Here is a 21,511-nt window from a genome sequence, read left to right on the forward strand (position 1 = left end):
TTTACGGGGTAATATTATGGACATACGACCAATTAGACCAAAACGGGTTTCCAGTCAGGTTTTTGAGCAGCTGCGGGAACTGATTTACCGAGGCGCCTTCAAGCCGGAGCAGCAATTTCCTCCGGAACGTGATCTTGCCGCCTCAATGCAGGTGAGCAGAACTTCGGTGAGAAACGCCATTGACAAGCTGGTAAATCTTGGACTGCTCAATCATATCCAGGGACATGGGACCTTTGTCAGTTCCCCGGAAGCGCGCGAGGGCCACCCACTCTCTGACCTGATGACCACAGATGAAGCCACGTATACCGATCTTCTTGAGGTGCGCATGGGCCTCGAATGCAACGCAGCAAAACTTGCCGCCACAAGAGCCACCGCACAGGACCTGGCCGGTATACGCGACTGCCTCGAGGAAATGGCTGCAGACCTGGCCACAACCAATGCCATTTCGACAGCTGCCGATGCAGCTTTTCATATGGCAGTGGCCTTTTCCACCAAAAATCCTGTTCAGCTCAACCTAACCAGGAGTTTTTACGATTTTCTGTATATCGGGATAAAAAAGAACCTGGCTCGAATGAAGGATAATGAGTTCGCCTACCAGGAGGTGCTGGAACAGCACCGCACTATATACCGCCACATCGTTGATCGTGAGCCACAAAAGGCCCACGACGCCATGCGCGCGCACATCCTTTTTGTGCAGGATTATTTTGCACGACACAACTTCATTCTCGAAGGCATTCCCATGCATCACATGGCCGCGTGAAGCAACGAAACAATACTGCTCGGCTGGGGCAAATGCCCCTGCCGAGTCACTATTCAAAGTGGCTGACTGCAGGGCAACTTATTTATTGTAGCTCAGCATTTTTTCTTTCAACCCCTTGTCAACCGGTTTGTCGCCCAGCCAGATCCTGAGCAGGGCATCATTGAAATCCTTACCGGGGATGACACCTTTTTCCTGCTTGGCAATAGTGACGAAGGTCCCTTGATCCGGCACGAAATCGAGTACAATCAAATCACCTTTTTTGACATCGACAAACATCGAATTGAATTGATTTATCCGGGCTTGTAATGTGGCTATTTCCGCGGCGCTGGTATTGCCGGTAAAACCTTCGTTCCAACCCTCTATCAGTTTATCTTTGCCCACCTCATCATAGAGGAATTGCATTGTAATCCGTTTACGACCGCCTCCATTTATCACCTCCCCCGCCACATTCGAGGGATGCTCCATATACAATTCAGCAATGTAGATGTCGAAAAAAAACTTTGATCTGATCCCGGCGCCATTCAGATGCATGACTGTACCATCGTCATTTTTCAGTGTTTCCTGCACCATCACTCCAGCAATTTCCTGGGCATTTGCGGGCACACTCCACAAAAACAAACAGCAGAGAATAAAAAGTCGCATGGTCACACTCCTTTGTCTGAGGTTGAAATAGAGCCAAAAAAAAACTCCACCAATTTACCTTTTTTTAACGAGTACGTAAACGTAATATTTGACTGACAACAGATTCGATATTGCTCCATGGGAATTCGTGCCTTACTCTTAACGATCTGAAACTTTGTTCAGTGCCAGAGTGGAATACCGAAAAGATTTTCAGATTACTTCCCATCTACCGGTATTTGATAGTAAGATATTTTTTACGTCCTCGCTCCGGCAATCAACCACCACGAACAGGAAACCATGGCTGACACAATAGAAAGAGTTATCTCGGAATCGGGCAATTTTTTTGGCGTAGCCTGCAATACCACCGACCTTGTAACCGAGGCGTGCAGACGCCATGATGTCGGACCGCTGGCCGCAGCCGCGCTCGGCAGGGCACTGACCGGCGCCGCCCTTCTGGCAGCCCTTTTAAAGGATAGCCAGAGTGTCTTTTTAAAATTTGAAGGCAGCGGCCCCCTCAAGAAAATCATCACGGAAGCGGGCTATGACGGCTGGGTGCGCGGATACGTTGCCAATCCCCATGCCGAAGTACCACTCAGTAACGGACAGATAGATGTAGCAACAGGGCTTGGCAGGGCGGGCTTTCTCACGGTGGTCAAAGATATCGGCAACAATCAGAAATACCCGGGCACTATCCAGCTCTACACCAGTGAGATAGGTGAAGATCTCGCCTATTACCTGTCCCAGTCGGAACAGACACCATCGGCAATCGCCCTGGCCATTCATCTGCAAAAAGACGGGACTATTGCCGCCGCTGGAGGTTTTCTCATCCAATCCCTTCCCCCAGCCGATGAAACACTGCTGACCCATCTGGAACAGGAGATCGCGGCAATGCCGCCGCTTTCCCAACTCCTGCTGGAGGGCAAAGAACCAGCCGCAATACTTTCCCAGCTGTTTACCAAAGTTCCACACAAAAAAATCGGCACACGAAAACTTTTCTATGCCTGCAGTTGCAGTAAGGGCAAAATGGAAGGAGCACTTTTTTCGCTTGGCGAAGATGATATCCGGCAGCTCCTGGAAAAAGAAGACGGCGCCGAGGTTCGTTGTGAATTTTGCAGGCAAAGCTACCATTTTAGCCACGATGAGCTCACAAAGCTGCTGAAAAACGGACAGACGCCCGCAAACTAAGAGGATGTGCAATTTAGGGTTGAACAGCTGCGGCGGCAGGTTGATATCTCGCTGACGGACCACCAAAACTTCTCAAGATTCATGTTGAAATGGCTACCAAAACAAAGTCTTCCAGAACAAATGTTTCCAGGCGAACCGCATTCCGCTTCAAACTGGCCAATAAAAAATTAACCTATATGGCTAATGGTCAAATGGGCCAGGCTATACTACAGAACGTATCAACGAGTGGTTGTTTTGTAACGAAAAACAGCACAGAACTCGAGGTTGGCGATCAACTTTTGATCGTTTTGGAACTTGCGATGCGCGACAAGCCCCTCGAACTGAAAGCAAGGGTGGTACGGATTGATGCCGGTGGTTTTTCGGCCGAGTTCACCGAAATTGCAGAAAATTTTCTGACCGATTTTTTAACCTTGCTGGCGGCGGAGCACCGCAACTCCTTGCTTAACCAGATCCCTATCGAAAAATAATCCCGATGCAGTCCTCATACCCCCTGTGCTCATTCTTTTATAAAAATAACAGGGTACTCACTCTGTGATACCCCTGCCCTGTTATACTCTCCTTACAACTACCAAATAAGGAGAGTACGCCATGAAGAATAATACGGAAACCATCAGCGAAGGTATCTTCACCCATTTCCCATCCAGCAATACCAAAAGTTATACCAGAACCGATTGCCGCCGAAATCAGGGTGCTCTTTTCAGTACCCCCTTGAGGGGTATAACCACCTGGAAACAACTTCTCTTTTGGCCGAAAAATGAGAGCACAATCGGTAAGGCCCTCAGGAACAGGGTCCTCGCTTACCGGAATTATTTGCAGAGTGGAGTTGCGGCACTGGGGATCGGCACCATTTTCTTCATCACCGTCTATCTTTTTCTTGCTCAGCTTGCAGAATATGGCTGGCAGTAGCTAATCTGCGCGCCAATGGACATCGCCGGCGCGAGAAAAATCGCTGGAATTCGCTTGCCTGAGGGAGCTTTTTATTATAAATCGACAGGAACCGTTTAACGCGTACGGACCGCCTGACAACCAAGAGTTTTGCCCGGCCATATTACTGCCCTCTACATTATTACTCGGAGACTGGAATGAAAGAAATTCGCAACAACGCACGAAAAATGATGGACCCCTACTGCAAAGTCTGCCCAATCTGCAACGGCAAGGCATGTGCCGGACAAGTCCCCGGCATGGGCGGACTGGGAAGCGGCTCCTCTTTTATAAGTAACATTGAAGCGATATCGAAGATAAAGTTCAATATGCGCCTGATTCATGACGTCATTGAACCGGATACCACAGTGAACCTGCTGGGTAAAAAACTCACACTCCCCATCCTTGCCGCACCAATCGGCGGCGTCTCTTTCAATATGGGTGGCGCTGTATCCGAAGAAGACTACATCCAGGCGATCATCAACGGCTGCAAAGCCAAAGGCATCATCGGCTGCAGCGGAGACGGGGTGCCGGATTTCATTCACCAGGCAGGTTTTAATGCGATTAAAGCAGCGGATGGCCACGGGATACCCTTCATTAAACCGTGGGAAGACGAAGAGTTGTTCAAAAAAATTGAGGCCGCCAAGGCCACCGGCACCGACATCATAGGTATGGATATCGATGCCGCAGGTCTTATCACGCTACGCAAAATGGGCCGGCCTGTTTCCCCAAAGTCACTTGAGAAACTCACAGAAATAATCCGCAAGACACAAACAAAGTTTATCCTCAAAGGCGTCATGACCGTCGATGAGGCCGAGCTGGCTGTTGCTGCTGGAGCCGATGCAATTATTATTTCCAACCATGGCGGCAGAGTGCTGGACTCTGCCCCCGGTGCAGCAGATGTCCTTGCCGCAATCGCCGACACAGTAAAAGGAAAGATTACAATTCTGGCCGATGGCGGTGTCCGTACAGGAGGAGATGTCTTGAAAATGCTGGCTTTAGGAGCTGATGCAGTGCTCGTCGGTCGTCCGTTCTCCGTGGCCGCCGTTGGTGGGCTGCAGCAAGGTGTTGAAACCTATATCGACACAATTGCCGCGGAATTAAAACAGACAATGGTCCTCACTGGAACCAGTGCCGCCTGCTCTGTCGACCGGAAAATTTTGTTTGCCGGTAATGGATAATTACCAGTCACAGGCAACTTTGTTCATCCAATATGTATTCTCCGTTTGCCCGCCCCCTGCCGGTGGTGCAAATGGAGGTGCATGCCGCTTGTCCCTGCACCCATCCACTCTGTGGTTCTCATTTCGCCACGACAGTCCCTCTTATGAATCGAGTGCCAGCTTCATGGCCTCACTCAATTCGTTTATAGCATAAGGTTTTTGTAAAACGGAACGGACACCCAGATCAAGGGCAGCCTGAATGTCATCGTTCATGGCGAATCCGCTGACAATAAACGCCTTCTGTCCGGGATGAATACGCTGGATCTGTTCATAGATCTGCCTGCCGTTTATCCCAGGCTCCATCACCATGTCCAGCATAACCAGATCAACGGTGGCTGTTTGCAGGAACTCAACGGCCTCCTCGCCTGAGGAAACCGTTACCACCCTGAAACCCAACGCAGCAAGCATGTCTTCGGCAATAGTTAATAAGAGCGGCTCATCATCCACGACCAGAACAGTCCGGTTCTTTCCTTGTATATATGTTTCTTTTTTCTTGGTTGCCGATTGATTGTCCTGCACTTGCGCCTGAGGAAAATAGAGTTTGAAACAGGAGCCTTCACTATTGCTGCTGACACTAACCTTGCCATTATGCTCCTGCATCGAACTCCAGACCACGGCCAGACCAAGCCCCGAGCCGCTCCTTCCCATTTGTTTTGTGCTGTAAAAGGGTTCAAAAATATTTTCGAGATCCTTTTCAGCAATGCCAGGGCCATCGTCCGCTATGCTCAGCACGATGTATTCGATTTCCTTTGCCTGGTTTTCAGTTCTCTCTGTTTCAATCGTGTTATACGTTGAGACGGTTATTGTTCCACGCTTGCCGCTTCCTATGGCTTCCACTGAATTTGTTACCAGATTCATGAGGCACTTTTTCACATGAACCGTCGAACACAATACATACGGCTTGTGTGCTTCAAGAATCAACTCAACATGCGTTTTATCAGAAATATTCTGCAGCTGAAAGAATTCGGGACTGGAAAAATATTCCTGAACTAAATCATTGAGATTATGTTGCACACGAACAGTAGCTGCATTTCTGGCAATGGTGAGAAGATCGGACACCACAGAAGCCGCACGTTGTCCCGCACTGTGGATGGTTTCGAGTGGTTTATATAAATCGTTCTCTTTATCCATCCTCAGCAACAGAATCTCCGGATAGCTCACAATTCCGGCGAGGATGTTGTTCAGATCATGGGCAACACCACTCGCCAGAAGGCCAAGGGCTTCCATCTTTTCTGCACGATGAAGTTTCACTTCGATATTCCTGCGCTCATCTTCAGCCTTTTTCTTCTCCTTCATTTCTCTGATCAGGTTCTCGTTTGTTTTGATGAGCTCCGCAGTACGTTGCTGCACAATCTGCTCAAGCTGTTGTTTATGAAGACGGAGCTCCTGTTCGATTTTAATGCGCTCGGATATTTGCTCCGTAAGCTGGCTATTGCTTGTTTCAAGGTCACTGGCGTTGATGACTGCCTGGTTTTTTGCTTTTTCAAGATCTGCAAATACTCTACGCAGAGACTGCCGAGTCTTTTCCAGGCTTCGGCCGAGGAGTCCGATTTCGTCCTCCTGCTTCCAGTAGAACTCCTTCTCCAGCTTTTTTCTGGCGAGATCTTCAGACTGGGTGATCAGCAGTTCAATCGGATTGATGATTTTTCGCCGCAGCAGAAAGAAAAGGATAAATATACTCAGGATAAAAGGAACCAGAATAATGGCCAGGTACCGGGACGACTGGGAGGCAATGGTTCTTTCAAGCGGACTGGTGTCTATAGCAACTGAAACTCTGCCAAGTTCCCGGCCGTGATAGAAGATTTCAGTGTCTCCGGTTAAAATATTCACGGGTGGGGGGTGGTTGGATGAGTGCTTTTCAATAAAAACCCCTTCTTCCGAGATCACCTTGATAGAAATCATCCGCTTATCAGTCATCATGGCCTCCACCAACGGGAGACCAGTCTCCGGCAGAAGCGTCCAGACCGGTTCCTGCATGGCAAGGGCCAGAATTTCTAGTCTTCTGGCATGTTCTTTCTTCAACTCCTGCATCAGGACATGCTTTTGCGCAAGCAGGGTCAACTGGCTCGCAAAAAGTACCGGGATAAGAAATCCAATCAAGAGAACCAGGGCAATCGCTGGTCGTAGTTTCAGATTGTGCATGCTTTTTTATGGCCGACCGGCTTGTATAGTATATTTTTTGGCGATGTCCGTATATTCTCCGTTCTTTTTCATCTCCGCCAAGCATCTGTCAAACGTATCTAAAAATTCCTGAGGGGCCTGAATCCTCTTAGTTTTTTTAGCGACAGCCATAAAGTAATCACTTGATTTTATATCATAATCAACGATCTTTATGCGGTTAAGTACACCCATTTTTTTGGCCCGCCATAAGACAGTGTCCTGCGTATCTACAAAAACATCGATTATTCCTTCAAGAAGCATTCTCAGGGCAGAGTCACCCGTTGTCGTGGTAATCAGGGATCCTGCTTTTTGTCGACGATCGATATACTCAAGAAAGGAAGGCGAATATTTCAGGCCGGCCAGATGGCCAAGACGCAATGCATCAAAATCATCGAGCGAATCTATCCTGATGTCCGTTTCACTGCGAATAACAGGCCGATAGCCCGAAGAAAAAAGTGATTCTCTGCCGTACAGGACGAAGCTGTCACGGTCCGCTTTATGGGAAAACAATGCAATATCAATTTCACCGCTCTGTAGATACGAATACATACGCTTAAGAGGGTAGAATTGAAATTTTGCCACATATCCCGCGGAAGGGATGCATTTCTGCAGAAGTTCTCTGGCAAACCCGGGCAGCTGTTCGTGTGTCTCACCGAAAAAATATGGCGGCCAATCATTCTCTACGACAATAACTTGCGGGAAAGGTACTTGTTCGTCTGCCCTCAAGATGTAACCATTCAAGCCAATGAAAAGAACAATACAGACAATGGACAACAGATTCATTTTCATAAGGTCCTCCGTTGATTCAACCCCGAGGATTTCTTTTTTGAAATATCGTATCTGCTCCATCTTAACACAAAGTACCAACAAGGACATGGCCTAACCCGATAAAGCCCTTGGAAATTTTCGTGTACAACCAGGTGATTTGATGCGACTGGAGAGGAAACCAAAATGCAAAGGGCTTCTCTGCAGCCATGAATAGCTGCAGAGAAGCCCCCAGGATGGGTTTGCGTCGTCCCGGAAAACGAACAGGCCCTTTATGCACGATGAAACAAATTTTGACCCGCCGGAAATTGGATCAATATACCTGTGAGACCCGAAACTGGGGCAGCGGGGGCAATTGTTGCTGACAGGTAGCCATCATTTTCGACCAATTGAGACATAGCAGATATTTTCTAACACCTGCCGGCCACGTTCGTGATGAGGCAACTGGCAACTTACCAACTTAATTTTTTGGTATTACCACCTGTCTTTGACAGATAAAATCTACATACCCCTCACCCGACAAAGGCTGGCTGAACAGATACCCCTGGAACAGGGAACAGCGCTGGGCGCGGAATCGCTCAAGCTGCGCCACCGTCTCCACCCCTTCAACAATTATCTGGATCCCCATTGCTTCGCAGAGTTGTACAATGCTGGCGATTATATGGTCATTGACCCCAGCAGCGGATTCCTGAGTAAAACAACGGTCAATTTTAACGGTATCAACCGGAAACTCCCTGAGATAGCGGAGAGAAGTATGGCCCATGCCAAAATCATCAATGGCTACACGAATGCCGATAGCCCGTAAGTCGCGCAGTATCGCAACAGATGAAGCATCGGGGGTAAGGGCGATGGATTCAGTGACTTCCACCTTAAGCATTGTCGGCTCCAGGCCCGTCTTTTCAAGCACATCGACTATTTTCTCCACCAACTTCACATCTTCGAACTGTGCTGCCGACATATTGACCGCAAGGACACAGTCACGCACCCCTTTTTGGAGTAATACCGCATGCTGTGTACAGGCATCGAGCAGAATTCTTAATCCTAAACGACCAATGATGTCGGCATCTTCCGCCAAAGCGACCGCCACATGGGGTGGAATCAATCCATGTATTGGATGTTTCCATCGAAGTAACGCTTCGGCGCCGACAACTTTGCCTTTATCCGCATCAATTTGTGGCTGATAGACCAGATAAATCTGATCATCACAATCCAGAGCTCGTGTTAAATCGGCGGCCAGTGCCTTGGCGAGCATCCCCTCTTGCCCCGGCAAATCGAGACACCGCTTGCTCGGCTTCTGATCAGCGGTGCCGGCAACAGCCATAAGGACATTCATAGATCGCTTGAAACGGCGGGCGTTGAGTATATTTCCCAATTCGACAAAAGGCAGGTAGACCACTATTCCAACCGCCATACAAATTACCTGTAAAACAGCCCCGGATATTGCCCCCGTGGCCGCATAGCCGCCAAACCCTAAAGGAGTAGTCCAGTGTATATCGTTCACAGTCATCGGCACCAGATGCAAAAAGGTCGCCCAATACGCTACCGCGGTTTGGACGACTGGAGCCAGCAGGAATGGAATGGCATAGATTGGGTTGAGCACCAGAGGCAGGCCAAAGAGAATAACTTCATTGACATTAAACAGCGCGGGCAAAATGGCAATCAAGGCCAGTCGACGATTGCTTATGACTTTGCTTCTCAGCAAAATTGCCAGGATCAGAGCCAACGTGCTTCCAGACCCTCCAATGTGGACAAATGCATCGAGAAAGGGCTTTGTAAGAATAAACGACGGTTCCACCCCTTGAGAGACCGCCTGAATGTTCGCCAGTGAAGCGGGACTCAGAATTTGATTTTCCGCAAGAAACAGCAGATTTGGTCCATGCAGGCCAAAAAACCACAAGGATTGGGACAGAGCAATATATCCCAATCCGGTTGACAAGGTGTTGCCCGCACCCTGAAAAGGCGCCCCGAATAAAAATTGTGCCTGGTTGTGGAGATCGGTGAAACCGGCCTGGTTCAAAAATAACCGGACCAGACCGAAGATAAAAATTGTTGCAATACCGGCCGGAATGGCGGCTAAAGCCCCATTTACATCAGAATCATCCCCGGCTGAGCTCAAGAAGTTGTTCAAGGGACTGAATCTCATCAAAAACAGAAATAAAGGAGCGCTGGTAATTGCAATGCATAACGCAATGGGGAATCCTCCGCTGCCCAGAGAAAAGAAACCCTGGAGAATATTGCCATCTAAAGGTGCTGCGGCAACAAAATAAGCGGAGAGACAGACAGCTGTGGTTACAACGGGATTGACCCCAATGCCATTGATCAGGCTCCCTTTATCACGGGCATAAGCAGAAACTATACTAATAAGCACCGCCAGAGAGGCAATGCCGAACGACCCTTGCTCAATCAGTGTACACAATGTGCGCCATTGAGCTCCGAGGGTATCGTCCAGGAAACTTTGAAAACCGGGAATGGGTATATTGAGAAGCAGCAGGGCCAATGATCCGGCGATGATCAGCGGAAGGACCATGGCCAGTCCCCGCCTTATCGCCAGCAAGAGCGGCAGCTCCCCAATATATTCCATAAGCCTGAAAATTGATGCGGTAACCAGTTTCAAATAGCCTCGATTTTTTTTTGATTTACCAGCAGCAATATCTGACTCAGCAATATTTTTCCATTTCCGGAAAATTTACAAGGGCAGTGTACCCCACATTGTCAGCACAGCATATAAATGCAACTACCAATAAATTCTACCTAAATCTGGTTGCTCAGTCAAGCGCGCCCATTGCGATCATACGTCGAGGGTTTTACCGCCAGAAGCGTAAAAAGACGGAAAACAGTAAACGTCGTACCGGGATTACTGCTCGGACCAACACCATACAGGACCGGGCATTGTAACTTTTGGTTACCACTAAATATTCTGTCCCTCTGGACCTTCCGGCTGAGCTTTAGTGGCAGTCACATTGCAAGACCTCTTTGGCAACTCAATCGAGATCGGCTCGGATATTTAGGGGTTGACCTCCTTTGCAGGAGTAGTTACAAAGAACGGCTTGAGGGCATACAATGACCTGGTCCTCTTAAGTTGAACGCCCTCTTCGGAGGGATTTTTTTTTACACAAGGAAGAAAACAGTGCACATTTCAGAAATTTTTAAGCAGAATCCGATTACCTTTAGTTTTGAACTCTTTCCCCCAAAAAGTAAGGAAGCGGCGGAACAGCTCTATGCGACGATCAGCGATCTTTCACCGCTTGAACTGGCGTATGTGAGTGTCACCTATGGCGCCGGTGGCTCAACCCGTGATTTGACCCATGACCTGGTATTGCGCATCCAGAAAGAGACCGATTTAACCGTCGTTTCGCATTTGACCTGCGTTGGTTCAACCAGGGATGAAATCAGGTCGATTCTGGACACCTATGCATCCAGTGGAATTGAGAATATTCTGGCCCTGCGTGGCGATCCACCACAAGGTCAGGGACCTTTTGAACCGGTAGAGGGCGGCTTCAGATATGCCTTTGAGTTGGTCGAATTCATCCGCAAGCATTATCCCAAGATGGGCATCGGCGTAGCGGGTTTCCCGGAAGGCCATCCTGAAACCCCTAACCGGCTGCAGGAGATTGATCACCTCAAGGCTAAGGTCGATGCCGGGGCTGACTATATCTGTACCCAGCTCTTTTTTGACAACAATGAATTTTATGACTTTTGCGAGCGCTGTGAACTGGCCGGCATTCGGGTGCCTATCGTTGCCGGTGTTGCGCCGATTACCTCGGTGAAACTCATGAAGAGGATGGCCGAGGTTTCCGCCGGCACACGTTTTCCGGCAAGTTTAATCAAGGCGATGCATCGTGCTGAAGATGAAGAGCATGAAGCCAAGGTGGGCATCCACTGGGCTACCGAGCAGGTACGTGATCTCATTGATCACAATACCAGAGGCATTCATCTGTATACGCTTAACAAATCAAATGCCACTCGACAGATCTACGATTCCCTGGGAGTAACCACTACACGGAGTTTTGTCTGATTCGCCATATTTAAAATTCCGGTTCATCGTCGTAAAAGGGAGATCGATCGCAATTGATGCTCTTCCCACCCGCTGCCACTCTTCTTTTCTGCAAGAAGCGCATTGGCAGCGGGTGGAGTGTTGCCTAGACAGTAAACCTGGCGATCAACTGCTTGAGGTTCTTGGCAATACCCGCGAGATCCCCTGCATTCTCTTTCACTCGGGAACTTGCCTGATTCATCTCGTTGGCACTATTATTTACTTCGGCAATATCGGCGGCAATTTCCTGCGAAACAGCAGAGCTCTGGGCAACATTTTCGTTAACCTCGGTGATTCCGCTCGACGCCTGACTGACATTTTCTGCAATTTCCTTTGTTGTCGCAGTCTGTTCTTCTATCGCCGCGGCAATGGTTGATACGATCTGGTCAATATCCGATATAACTTTCTGGATTTCATTGATTTCCGTCACCGTTATACCGGTTGCCTGCTGTATTCCCTGAATTTTGGTCTTGATATCCAGAGTTGCCTGTGCTGTCTGTTTGGCCAGATCTTTAATTTCATTGGCCACGACTGCAAAACCTTTTCCTGCCTCGCCGGCCCGTGCCGCTTCGATGGTGGCATTCAACGCCAGGAGGTTGGTCTGCTCTGAAATTTCGGTTATAACCTCGGTCACCTTGTTTATTTCATCGGCGGCCTTACCTAACTCATTGACCCGCTGCGACGCTTTCTGAGATTTATCAACTGCCTGCGTTGTTATCTCCTGAGCGTGATGCGAATTCCGGGCAATCTCATTGATGGTGGCGTTCATTTCCTCGGTGGCTGTGGCGACCATGTTCACATTCACTGAAGCCTGTTCCATTGCCGCGGCAACAGTATTCTGATTTGAACTCATCTCCTCGGCCGCCGCGGCCACCTGGCCCGATCTGCTGGCGGTGTTCTCTGCGCCGGACTGCATCTGATTGGAAATGGCCGCCAACTGGCTGGAGGAATCGTCAACATTGTCAACCCCCGCACTGACATCGGTAATCATCTGTCGCAGATTCCTGGCCATTTCGTTTAGGGAAGAGGCCAGAATACCAATTTCATCCTTCTGATCGACATCCATGGACTTGGTCATGTCCCCGGCAGCCATGGCTCTGGAAAGCTCAACGCCTTTTTGCAGTGGCTTGGTAATAATAAAGGTGAGATAAAAACCAAGACCTAAAGCCAGCACCACCCCAAGACAAATGCCTATAATCGTAATTAACGTGCTCGTCCTGGCGATAGCCTCGCCTCTCTTGACAGTACTGGCTGCTTCCTCCTTGGCTTTCTTGACTATCTCGCCCATAGCATTAAACGTATCTTTCTGATGCATTGCGGCATCTCCCAGAAGCAGGCCATTCATCTCGATAAAGGAGTTGTAGGCGACATCGCTTACTGCTTTCATTTTTGCAACCAGGGCAAAAACCTGCTCAGAAAGAGGATACAGTTCATTGAGGGTGATACTCCGCGCCTCATCGGCCTTACCCTCGGCCATATCGTTCTTTATTTCACTGACATGCTTATGCAGTTCCAGGTGAATCGGTTGCAGTTCTTTGGCCAGAGCGACAATATCCGGATTGGTCGTGTCCATATTGTCCAGCCACTTGCCCAGCGAACACGCTGTTCCGTCCGCACCACCGTCAAAAGTTTCATTAAAAGCCATAAGCCTGCCAACTTTCGCAAGAAGAGCCTGGTGTGCATTTTCAAACTCATTCATATGATTGTTGAGGATAACGGGGTTGGTCACGTCGGAGTCGATCAGTTTTTGAGAAATTGCCACGGCCTTGTTGTTGACTGCCGCCCACTGGCCGACATGACCTGAAAACGCCTCCCACTCGGGTTTTATCTTCGCGGCAAAATCGAGTTTCAAAAAGGCCTCTTTTATCGGACCGTAAACTTTTCTACCCTCAACAAGTCCTTCATGCGCCATTTTGCGCTGCTCGACAGAGGCATAGGGGGTGAGAATGGTACGCATCAGGCTGGCAATGGAGGCAAATTCACTTTTCATCATGAGGATATCCTGTACGGCAGGCAAATCCTGTTCGGCCATTTCCTCCTGCAGATGGTGCAGCTTACCCTGCTCGACAATTGCGGTAATACCAACCGCAAGGATGATCAAGGCGGTAAGGATAAATCCTCCCACCAACTTCACTCTGAGTTTTAAATTTTTCACGCAAATACTCCTGATGTTTTTTAAAATAGAATAAAACTCTATACAAAATTTCAACTTACAATGTGATTACCACTAAAGTTCAGCTTAGAAGGTCCAGAGGGATATGAGATGCCCTTTGCACGGGTGTTCCGCAGCCTGGATGGCTGCGGTCAAGCCCCCGGGGATGGGTTTATGGCGTCCCGTGAAAAGGGCACCTCATATCCCCATATAGCTGAGGTTTAGTGGTGATAATCACAACTTACAATGAATGGCACAACGGCATAATCATACGGGCAGGCGGCAATGCAGAGGTACGTGCAGACACTGACATCGTGAATTATTATTAATTCTCTGGATTTGACAGCAAGAAGTCAAGGACTTTATTGTTTGTCACAACTTTGCATAATTTTTTTGGGAAATGGTCGGTTTACACCGTATCCGTCTTCCTGCAGTGCAGGCTCAAGGTCAACTCCTGCAGAGAATTGATCGCCCAGGTGGGGGCAACCGGAAGGGAGGAGCGTGCAGCATGGCTCCAGTTGACAAAAATGGTGTCGATGCCGGCGCTGGCTCCGCTGCAGATATCATAGAGGGCGTCACCGATGAATACGGAACTGGTTTTCTCTGCACCAAGCAGGGACATGGCCTTTAAGGCTGGTTCGGCGTCAGGCTTATGTCTGGCAGTGTCTTCGGGGGTTACCAGCACATCAAAGTACCCGGCTGTGTCGGTGGACTGCAGAATTTTCTCCAGGCTGAACCGTCTTCGCGAGGTGACAATGGCCAGTTTTTTTCCTGCGCTCTTCAGTAGAGCCAGGGTCTCAATGACGTGGGGAAAGAGGCGAATACTGTCCTGCATGATGCTGAGCTGGTATTGAAGATAGTCATCAAGAATGTGTTCATGGTCAAGTTCGGGCCCCAGATGGGTGATGAGCTGACTCTTCAGCGGCAGTCCGATACCATGGATGATATCCCTTCTATCCATGGTTTTACCGGCATATTTCTCGGCTACATATTGAAAGCAGGTACAGATAAGCTCTACGGTATCAAAGAGGGTACCATCGGCATCGAAAAGATAGCTGTCATACAGTTTCATGGGAGATCTCCGGTTGGTGAAAATTGAACGGTAAAGATACACTATTGAATGTTTTCAGGCAAATGCCGTCTTCAAAGCGGAATGTGATTACCACTAAAGTTCAGCTTAGAAGATCCCGAGGGATATGAGGTGCCCTTTGCACGGGACGCCATAAACCCATCCCTGGGGGCTTGACCGCAGCCATCCAGGCTGCGGAACACCCGTGCAAAGGGCACCTCATATCCCCCTCTAGCTGAGGTTTAGTGGTAATCACAAAGCGGAATTGATTTGGATCTCGAATAAAAGTTTGTTAGTTTGTCAAATAGGCACAAACAACAGGTTAGATATATAACAATCGTAATAATGGTCCTACCTTAGATGATTTGTTGTGATTCTTGTTTCAGGCCCGACAACGATTTACCAATCTACAGCCAAGGGAGCGAAATGACCGAAAAAGAAACATGCACCAAACACGGAGATGTTCCCGTCTGGATTGTCTGCAGACACGTGGCAGATGGAAGCGCCGACACGATCATATTCAGCGAAAATCAGGACGGTCTCTGCTTTGCCTGTGCCCGGAATTTTCAGAATCTCACCGAGCTGGATGTCGCGGGTATGTGCTTCGAATGCCTCAAGGACTTCACCGCAAAACTGATGATAAACACCGGTACTTTTGCCAATCTTAAAAATCGGATTGAGGGCATTGAGCATCTCAAAGGAAAATGGAGGAGCCCAGCAGGCGACGACGCTGTCGATCCGGACTAATGGATTCTTGCCATGGCAATTTGTATATCTGGACATTTTCGCTGAAAAAATATCAGAATTACGGTTCAGTTTCTTGAGCCGAACGGGTCGCTTGATGCCGCCGACCAAATAAAAATCTCCTTGAAACCACCCGCAACTTCCTGATATGAAAAGAACCCAGAACCTTTCGAACAGGAGACAACTCTATGCCGACGACAAACACCAACATCCTGCAGGATGTACCAGACAAGCCCGACACCACCAGGCGCTATCTTTTTTATCTGCATGGCCTGATTGTCGAAGTTGGGGGAAGCCGCCCTTTAAGTGAAGAACACGGTTACTATGAATACCAGATGATCCTTGAGGAACTGGCCGGGAAAGGATTCGTGGTCATCAGCGAGGTGCGTGCAAAAGATACCCAGGTTGTCCCCTATGCCAAAAAAATTGTATCCCAGGTTAAAAAACTGCTGGCGAGCGGCGTTTTACCGGGAAATATAGTTCTTGTCGGTGCCTCCAAAGGCGGCATTATCAGTGCTTATGTCTCGAGCATGCTTGAAGAAAAAGAGATAAATTACCTGTTTCTGGCCGGGCTGTTCGAAAAATGTCTCACCGATGAAAATCTCAAGTTGCATGGTAATGTTCTGTCGATCCACGATCGGTCCGACAAGCTGTCAATCACGCCGGCTCTCTACTTTCAGCGCTCCGAAGGCTTGGGACAGTTCAAGCAAATCGTTCTGGCCCTCGATGTCGGCCACGGCCTGATTTATCGTCCCTACCGGGAATGGATCGACCCGCTTCTGGCATGGCTGCAGTTGCATTAGGCTGTTCTTTTTACAACACCATCAATTTTTCAGGAAGGCGCACATAACATGGCGGAACAACCAAGATTACACATTATCGGCCTGCTCCACGGTGATATTACCAGCCGTGAGGACGCTCCGAAAAATTTTGACGAATCGGATAGAACCGGGACCCTGGAGATCTTTCCGGAATATCAGGAAGGCCTTGACGGAATTGCCGCCGGACAGACTATCGTTGTGCTCTTCTGGCTGCATCAGTCAACGCGAGACGTCCTCAAAGTGTATCCGCGGGGAGACAAATCGCGGGGGCTTCGCGGCGTCTTTGCCACCCGCAGTCCGATGCGGCCCAATCCGCTGGCGATTTCAGAACTGAAGGTGCTGGCAGTACATGGTAATCAGGTGGAGGTCTCCGGCCTCGATATCCTGGACGGCACACCAATCATTGACATTAAGAAAAAAATAAGCTGATAACTACATTTCACATAACAGAGGAGTACCGGCATGAAAATACTTGGCATTGACGGCAGCCCGAGAAAAGACGGCAATACGGAAAAACTGGTGCGCAGGATACTGGCCGGGGCGGAAGCTGCAGGAGGCCGGATTGAATTCTTGAAACTTGCCGATCTGACCATCGATTACTGCATGGGCTGCGGTGCCTGCAGGGCCACCGGAGACTGTGTCATGCATGACGATATGGACCGTGTCTACGACACCCTCCAGCAAAGTGATGTCATCGTGCTGGGATCACCGGTATATGCATGGCAGGTAAGCGGCAACACCAAGGTCTTTATGGATCGACTGTGCCGTGTACTCACGCCACAGTATGAAAGCCGCCTGAACGGCCCGAAAAAAATCGCCTTTGCCTACACCCAGGGCAATCCGGATGCAGAGAAGTTCAAGCCCTACTTCGATTACCAGGAAAAGCTCTTTCCTTTTCTCGGCTTCACCCTGGCAGGTCGGGTACAGGCGACTGGGACACGGGCCAAAGAGGATATCCTCGCCCAGCAGGAAACCCTGGACCGAGCCTATTCTCTCGGCCAAAAGTTGGCTGTCTGATGGCAATCGGCAACATCTGTCTGCTGTTCCTATTGCTAACTGCATGAATGATTACTATACGTTACAGGTAGAACCTCTCTTTATCAGACCTGCCGGCTGCATATAAAATTGCCGTACGCCTTTGTGATTAAGACGGTACAACAATACCATTGCCCTGGAGAATACTATGAGCGACAAAGCAACACTGAACGTTGAAGGAAAGAGTTATGAATTCGATGTCTTTACCGGTTCAGAGAACGAAAAATGTATCGATACGCAAAACCTCCGGGCGGAAACAGGATACATCACCATGGACCCCGGATTCGGCAACACCGGCTCCTGTTACTCGTCCATAACCTATGTCGACGGGGCCAAAGGTATCCTCCGATACAGGGGATATCCGATTGAAGAACTCGCTGAAAAAGCAATTTTTATTGAAACTGCCTATCTTGTTCTATATGGGGAACTGCCGAACAAAGAGCAGCTTAAATCCTTTTCCGACAGACTGAAAGAGCATGCACCGCTGCACACCAATCTGGAACACCACTTTTCCGGGTTTCCAAAATCGGCCCCGCCGATGGCGATCCTTTCGGCCATGCTGAACCTCATATCATGTTTTCATCCGGAAGTGCTCGAGGTTCCAACCACCGGAGAGCAATTCGACCGCACCGCATCACTCCTGCTTTCAAAGGTTAGAACAATTGCCGCCTTCGCCTACCGGATGGCCGCCGGTAAACCGATCAATCACCCAAACCCCAACCTTACCTACTGCGGCAATTTTCTGCATATGATGTTTTCCGATCCATATCAGGAATACAAAGTCACACCAATTATCGACAAGGCGCTTAACCTCTTTCTGATCCTGCATGCCGATCACGAGCAAAACTGTTCAACCTCGACCGTCCGGGTAGTCGGCAGCTCACGGGCAAATCTCTTCAGTTCAGTTGCAGCAGGAGTCTGTGCGCTCTGGGGGCCATTGCATGGCGGAGCCAATGCAGCGGTCATTACCATGCTCGAAGATATTAAAAAATCAGGCCGACCCCTGACCTATTATCTTGAAAAAGCCAAAGACAAAGACGATCCGTTCAGACTTATGGGTTTTGGCCACCGGGTGTATAAAAACTTCGATCCCCGTTCCTTAATCCTGAAAAAGCGTGTTCATGATGTATTAGAGGCTCTTAAAGTGCAGGACAGCCTGCTGGATATCGCGCTGGAACTTGAAGATGCCACCCTCAGCGACGATTATTTCGTGTCCAGAAATCTCTACCCCAACGTTGACTTCTATAGCGGCATCCTGCTTCGGGCCATCGGTATTCCACTTAATATGTATACCGTCATGTTTGCCATCGGCCGCATGCCCGGCTGGATCGCCAACTGGAAAGAAATGCACGATCATAACCTGCGGATATCACGCCCGCGTCAAATCTATACCGGCAAAACGACCCGCCATTTCATCCCCATGGCCGAACGCTAATACGTATCGTCTATTCGCTGCGCCCCATCGCCTGATTTCTGCAGTCCTGCAGAGATCAGGCGTCGCTTACCGCTGCCCTGCCGGCGCTAATTATTTCTTGTAAAGAATCAGCTTCGTGGTATTCTGCATCTCTTTTCAGAGACTATTGTGAGATAACAACAAGTTATATTGAGGAAGCTTATGGAAATTATCACTTGGAAAAATGAATTCAGTGTTGGCGTCAAGGAAATGGACGAACAGCATAAGAAACTGATCGGCATGATCAACAGACTCATTAAAGAACAGAAGGTTCTGACTGAGCCACAGACAATCGCCGACCTCCTGACCGAAATGACCGACTATGCCCAGGTTCATTTTCGGGCTGAAGAATACCTTATGGCAGAATATGGCTATGAGCATAAAAGCGAGCAGGAAAAGCAGCACCAGGAATTCATTGATAAAACCATTGCCTTTTACTCGGCATCGGACCTTGGCCCAAACCTTCTTTCTACGGCGCTTCTCGATTACCTCAGAACCTGGCTGATTGGACACATCCTCAAGGAGGATATGAAATATAAAGATTTTTTCAAAAGCAAAGGTCTCAGTTAACAGTATGGAAACAACGACACGCCCCTCCCTAAAGGATCATTCCAAGAATTTTCAGGCTATGGTTTCCAGAGCAGAACGCTATGGTGAACTCGAAAAGCCCGATGGATACGGTAAAAGAACAGGCGACTGCGGCGACACAATTGAAATCTACCTGGCCATACAGGCAGGGCAGATCAGAATGGTCACCTTCCGGGTTGACGGATGCTCCAATACTGTTGCCTGCGGCAACACCGTGTCATTTTTGATGGAAGGACGAACGCTTTCCGACGGCTGGAGGCTCACTCCGGAAAACGTGGCAGAATATCTGCAAACCCTGCCACCGGATCATTTCCATTGTGCCGAACTGGCTGTCGGCGCTTTTTATAAGGCGTTGACCGACTACACCAACAGGCAAAAAGAACCGTGGAAAAATAATTACCCCAATCGCTGATCCGGTTATTCGCATACCATACAACCTCCCCGGCCGCAACAGGCGGCAGGGAGGTTGTATTTTTTCTCCTACTTCAGCACGGTGGTTGCTGAAGCAAGCTCTGATTTGTTAATCGCCAGGCCCATCCGTTCTGCAGCTTTCGGATTGATGGTAAAAGAAAGATCGTTCTGGAACTCGACCGGCAGGGTTTCAACTTTGGTGCCGGCCAGAATTTTTCTGGCCATGATCGCAGTCTGTCTGCCATGCAGAAAATAATCAAAACCCAGGGCGGCAATTGCCCCTCTCTTCACCGTGTCGATATCTCCACTGAACAACGGCAGCCGGTTTTGCTCACATACCTTTACCACCGCCTCGATGGCGGAGACGACGGTATTATCCGTCGGTACATAAACAGCATCGACCTTGCCGACAAGACTCTGGGCAACCCGTGAGACATTGGCGGAATTGGCCACCGGTGCATCGACAACAGTAATATTTCGTTTAGCAGCGGCCTCTTTCAGCCGCTTCACATTGGCGACCGAATTCTTTTCCCCACCATTATACATCACCCCGAGTTTTTTCAGCTGGGGCAGAAAACGGCGTATCATCTCCAGATGTTTTTCCATCGACATCTGATCGGAGACGCCGGTAATATGAGGTCCCGGGTGCATAGAGTCCACGACAAGCCCTGCGGCCTCAGGATCAGAAACGGCAGAGAACAACATCGGGGTATGTGCCAGCTGCGGCGCCTTACCATAAACCTTGGCACAGGCCTCAGCACTCGGGGTACCAAGCGTCAGAATGAGATTAGGTTTATCAGAAGCAATCTGAGCGGCAACCTGACCGGTCTGCTCGATCTTGCCGTGGGCGCTATATTCTCGATAGGTAACATTGACTCCGTTTTCCTTGAGATAATCTTTAAACCCCCACAGCACTGCGTTCAGGGCAGGATGCTCAACGAATTGACTGACGCCGATGACAACTGCCTTTTTGCCTGCCGTTTTTTTTGTTACCGGTTTTTTAGCATTTACCGTGGCGGCAACACAAGCCAACAGCAGAGTTACTACAATAATTTTCAAAGTTTTCTTCATTTCACTCCTCATCATCTTTAATTTACTTAACTCGACAAATGGATCTTTTTATATTAGTGACTTAGAAATACTGTTCCGGTTTTTTTACCGGAACAGTATTTCGTGAAGGAACTTATCCCCCTCAAGGGGGGATCGTAAAGAATCCCCCTCAAGGGGGTACTGAACAGAGTCCCCGTCAAGCGAGGACTAAACAGAGTCCCGCAAAGCTTTTGGGCGGGATCAATGATCCAATTATCATTTCTCCTGTGTTTTTCCCAGGAAAAGTATGTTGTGAAGGAACGTAACACGGCAAGCGAATACTAAAAAGAGTCTTCCTCGAGGGGAGATTGTAAAGAATCCCGGCTATCTTTCCGTCTGCCTGGGTGAGGACTTTTACACGATATATTCCTCTTGACCTTTGTAGATGATTATGAGAATTCATTCAAGTAAATAGAATTGCCTTGCCCGGCTGCACTGCTTTTTTTTTTTCGGATCACCTTATATACGAGCAACCGGACACCGT

Annotated in this window: 20 protein-coding genes; 12 read left to right on the plus strand and 8 right to left on the minus strand. The window is 48.9% G+C overall.

Features of this window, described 5'->3' with window-relative positions:
* The first annotated feature begins 16 nt into the window (after positions 1-16).
* Positions 17-760 carry a FadR/GntR family transcriptional regulator gene (locus FCL47_RS07940; RefSeq protein WP_136812947.1) on the plus strand — a complete coding sequence of 248 codons (744 nt, stop codon included), beginning with the start codon at positions 17-19 and terminating at the stop codon, positions 758-760.
* Between the two features lie 78 nt (positions 761-838).
* Here FCL47_RS07940 and FCL47_RS07945 read toward each other — a convergent pair whose 3' ends face one another.
* Entirely contained in the window at positions 839-1,402 is a 564-nt protein-coding gene (locus FCL47_RS07945) for a chalcone isomerase family protein (protein WP_136812948.1), read from the minus strand.
* A gap of 252 nt (positions 1,403-1,654) precedes the next feature.
* Here FCL47_RS07945 and hslO point away from each other — a divergent pair, with 252 nt between their 5' ends.
* The 4 genes from hslO to FCL47_RS07965 all read left to right on the plus strand — a co-directional run bounded on the left by hslO (position 1,655) and on the right by FCL47_RS07965 (position 4,668).
* On the plus strand, positions 1,655-2,566 hold the full coding sequence (gene hslO / locus FCL47_RS07950) for an Hsp33 family molecular chaperone HslO (RefSeq protein WP_370459545.1): 912 nt from the start codon (positions 1,655-1,657) through the stop codon (positions 2,564-2,566).
* 89 nt (positions 2,567-2,655) lie between these two features.
* Complete coding sequence (locus tag FCL47_RS07955) at positions 2,656-3,033, plus strand: PilZ domain-containing protein (protein ID WP_136812950.1); 378 nt, start codon at positions 2,656-2,658, stop codon at positions 3,031-3,033.
* Positions 3,034-3,154: 121 nt separating this feature from the next.
* Positions 3,155-3,472: a hypothetical protein gene (locus tag FCL47_RS07960; protein ID WP_136812951.1), complete on the plus strand. Its 318-nt coding sequence runs from the start codon at positions 3,155-3,157 to the stop codon at positions 3,470-3,472.
* Between the two features lie 176 nt (positions 3,473-3,648).
* Positions 3,649-4,668 (plus strand): alpha-hydroxy-acid oxidizing protein, encoded by a 1,020-nt coding sequence (locus tag FCL47_RS07965; RefSeq protein WP_136812952.1) that lies wholly within the window; start codon positions 3,649-3,651, stop codon positions 4,666-4,668.
* A gap of 141 nt (positions 4,669-4,809) precedes the next feature.
* On the opposite strand, the gene FCL47_RS07970 is transcribed toward FCL47_RS07965, so the two are convergent.
* The 3 genes from FCL47_RS07970 to FCL47_RS07980 form a co-directional block, all read right to left on the minus strand.
* Positions 4,810-6,849 (minus strand): response regulator, encoded by a 2,040-nt coding sequence (locus FCL47_RS07970; protein ID WP_136812953.1) that lies wholly within the window; start codon positions 6,847-6,849, stop codon positions 4,810-4,812.
* A 6-nt stretch (positions 6,850-6,855) separates the two neighbouring features.
* On the minus strand, positions 6,856-7,656 hold the full coding sequence (locus tag FCL47_RS07975; RefSeq protein WP_167496412.1) for an ABC transporter substrate-binding protein: 801 nt from the start codon (positions 7,654-7,656) through the stop codon (positions 6,856-6,858).
* A 436-nt stretch (positions 7,657-8,092) separates the two neighbouring features.
* Positions 8,093-10,246, minus strand: a complete 2,154-nt coding sequence (locus FCL47_RS07980) for an EAL domain-containing protein (protein ID WP_136812955.1) — start codon at positions 10,244-10,246, stop codon at positions 8,093-8,095.
* A gap of 513 nt (positions 10,247-10,759) precedes the next feature.
* On the opposite strand from FCL47_RS07980, the gene metF reads away from it, so the two are divergent.
* A complete protein-coding gene (metF, locus tag FCL47_RS07985) occupies positions 10,760-11,647 on the plus strand; it encodes a methylenetetrahydrofolate reductase [NAD(P)H] (protein WP_136812956.1) in 888 nt (295 codons plus the stop codon).
* A gap of 124 nt (positions 11,648-11,771) precedes the next feature.
* Here the strand turns inward: metF and FCL47_RS07990 are convergent, their stop codons facing one another.
* From FCL47_RS07990 to FCL47_RS08000, 3 genes are all read right to left on the minus strand, one after another.
* Positions 11,772-13,820: a methyl-accepting chemotaxis protein gene (locus tag FCL47_RS07990; RefSeq protein ID WP_136812957.1), complete on the minus strand. Its 2,049-nt coding sequence runs from the start codon at positions 13,818-13,820 to the stop codon at positions 11,772-11,774.
* A 406-nt stretch (positions 13,821-14,226) separates the two neighbouring features.
* The gene (locus FCL47_RS07995) at positions 14,227-14,889 is read right to left on the minus strand and encodes an HAD family hydrolase (RefSeq protein ID WP_136812958.1); all 663 of its coding nucleotides are present in this window, start codon (positions 14,887-14,889) and stop codon (positions 14,227-14,229) included.
* A gap of 396 nt (positions 14,890-15,285) precedes the next feature.
* Complete coding sequence (locus tag FCL47_RS08000) at positions 15,286-15,669, minus strand: YhbY family RNA-binding protein (protein ID WP_136812959.1); 384 nt, start codon at positions 15,667-15,669, stop codon at positions 15,286-15,288.
* 149 nt (positions 15,670-15,818) lie between these two features.
* On the opposite strand from FCL47_RS08000, the gene FCL47_RS08005 reads away from it, so the two are divergent.
* The 6 genes from FCL47_RS08005 (at position 15,819) to FCL47_RS08030 (ending at position 19,939) form a co-directional block, all read left to right on the plus strand.
* On the plus strand, positions 15,819-16,433 hold the full coding sequence (locus tag FCL47_RS08005; RefSeq protein ID WP_136812960.1) for an alpha/beta hydrolase: 615 nt from the start codon (positions 15,819-15,821) through the stop codon (positions 16,431-16,433).
* A 48-nt stretch (positions 16,434-16,481) separates the two neighbouring features.
* Positions 16,482-16,880, plus strand: coding sequence for a tRNA (N6-threonylcarbamoyladenosine(37)-N6)-methyltransferase TrmO (gene tsaA / locus FCL47_RS08010; RefSeq protein WP_136812961.1), 399 nt, complete (start codon positions 16,482-16,484; stop codon positions 16,878-16,880).
* 33 nt (positions 16,881-16,913) lie between these two features.
* Positions 16,914-17,468 carry a flavodoxin family protein gene (locus FCL47_RS08015; RefSeq protein ID WP_136812962.1) on the plus strand — a complete coding sequence of 185 codons (555 nt, stop codon included), beginning with the start codon at positions 16,914-16,916 and terminating at the stop codon, positions 17,466-17,468.
* Between the two features lie 166 nt (positions 17,469-17,634).
* Complete coding sequence (locus tag FCL47_RS08020; RefSeq protein ID WP_136812963.1) at positions 17,635-18,921, plus strand: citrate synthase; 1,287 nt, start codon at positions 17,635-17,637, stop codon at positions 18,919-18,921.
* Between the two features lie 180 nt (positions 18,922-19,101).
* Positions 19,102-19,509 (plus strand): bacteriohemerythrin, encoded by a 408-nt coding sequence (locus tag FCL47_RS08025; RefSeq protein ID WP_136812964.1) that lies wholly within the window; start codon positions 19,102-19,104, stop codon positions 19,507-19,509.
* 4 nt (positions 19,510-19,513) lie between these two features.
* Positions 19,514-19,939 carry an iron-sulfur cluster assembly scaffold protein gene (locus tag FCL47_RS08030; protein ID WP_136812965.1) on the plus strand — a complete coding sequence of 142 codons (426 nt, stop codon included), beginning with the start codon at positions 19,514-19,516 and terminating at the stop codon, positions 19,937-19,939.
* Positions 19,940-20,007: 68 nt separating this feature from the next.
* Here the strand turns inward: FCL47_RS08030 and FCL47_RS08035 are convergent, their stop codons facing one another.
* Positions 20,008-21,009, minus strand: coding sequence for an ABC transporter substrate-binding protein (locus FCL47_RS08035; protein WP_136812966.1), 1,002 nt, complete (start codon positions 21,007-21,009; stop codon positions 20,008-20,010).
* Positions 21,010-21,511 lie beyond the last annotated feature (502 nt).

It is taken from the genome of Desulfopila sp. IMCC35006 (genome assembly GCF_005116645.1).
GTDB lineage: Bacteria > Desulfobacterota > Desulfobulbia > Desulfobulbales > Desulfocapsaceae > Desulforhopalus_A.

Excerpts from the sequence above, each read along its gene's own strand:
- FCL47_RS08015 (WP_136812962.1), top strand. The coding sequence starts at position 16,914 with ATGAAAATACTTGGCATTGACGGCAGCCCGAGAAAAGACGGCAATACG.
- FCL47_RS07995 (WP_136812958.1), bottom strand. The coding sequence starts at position 14,889 with ATGAAACTGTATGACAGCTATCTTTTCGATGCCGATGGTACCCTCTTT.
- FCL47_RS08035 (WP_136812966.1), bottom strand. The coding sequence starts at position 21,009 with ATGAAGAAAACTTTGAAAATTATTGTAGTAACTCTGCTGTTGGCTTGT.
- FCL47_RS07975 (WP_167496412.1), bottom strand. The coding sequence starts at position 7,656 with ATGAAAATGAATCTGTTGTCCATTGTCTGTATTGTTCTTTTCATTGGC.
- FCL47_RS08025 (WP_136812964.1), top strand. The coding sequence starts at position 19,102 with ATGGAAATTATCACTTGGAAAAATGAATTCAGTGTTGGCGTCAAGGAA.
- FCL47_RS07945 (WP_136812948.1), bottom strand. The coding sequence starts at position 1,402 with ATGCGACTTTTTATTCTCTGCTGTTTGTTTTTGTGGAGTGTGCCCGCA.
- FCL47_RS08005 (WP_136812960.1), top strand. The coding sequence starts at position 15,819 with ATGCCGACGACAAACACCAACATCCTGCAGGATGTACCAGACAAGCCC.
- FCL47_RS07940 (WP_136812947.1), top strand. The coding sequence starts at position 17 with ATGGACATACGACCAATTAGACCAAAACGGGTTTCCAGTCAGGTTTTT.
- FCL47_RS07965 (WP_136812952.1), top strand. The coding sequence starts at position 3,649 with ATGAAAGAAATTCGCAACAACGCACGAAAAATGATGGACCCCTACTGC.
- FCL47_RS08020 (WP_136812963.1), top strand. The coding sequence starts at position 17,635 with ATGAGCGACAAAGCAACACTGAACGTTGAAGGAAAGAGTTATGAATTC.
- FCL47_RS07970 (WP_136812953.1), bottom strand. The coding sequence starts at position 6,849 with ATGCACAATCTGAAACTACGACCAGCGATTGCCCTGGTTCTCTTGATT.
- FCL47_RS08000 (WP_136812959.1), bottom strand. The coding sequence starts at position 15,669 with ATGTCCAGATATACAAATTGCCATGGCAAGAATCCATTAGTCCGGATC.
- tsaA (WP_136812961.1), top strand. The coding sequence starts at position 16,482 with ATGGCGGAACAACCAAGATTACACATTATCGGCCTGCTCCACGGTGAT.
- FCL47_RS07960 (WP_136812951.1), top strand. The coding sequence starts at position 3,155 with ATGAAGAATAATACGGAAACCATCAGCGAAGGTATCTTCACCCATTTC.
- FCL47_RS07955 (WP_136812950.1), top strand. The coding sequence starts at position 2,656 with ATGGCTACCAAAACAAAGTCTTCCAGAACAAATGTTTCCAGGCGAACC.
- FCL47_RS08030 (WP_136812965.1), top strand. The coding sequence starts at position 19,514 with ATGGAAACAACGACACGCCCCTCCCTAAAGGATCATTCCAAGAATTTT.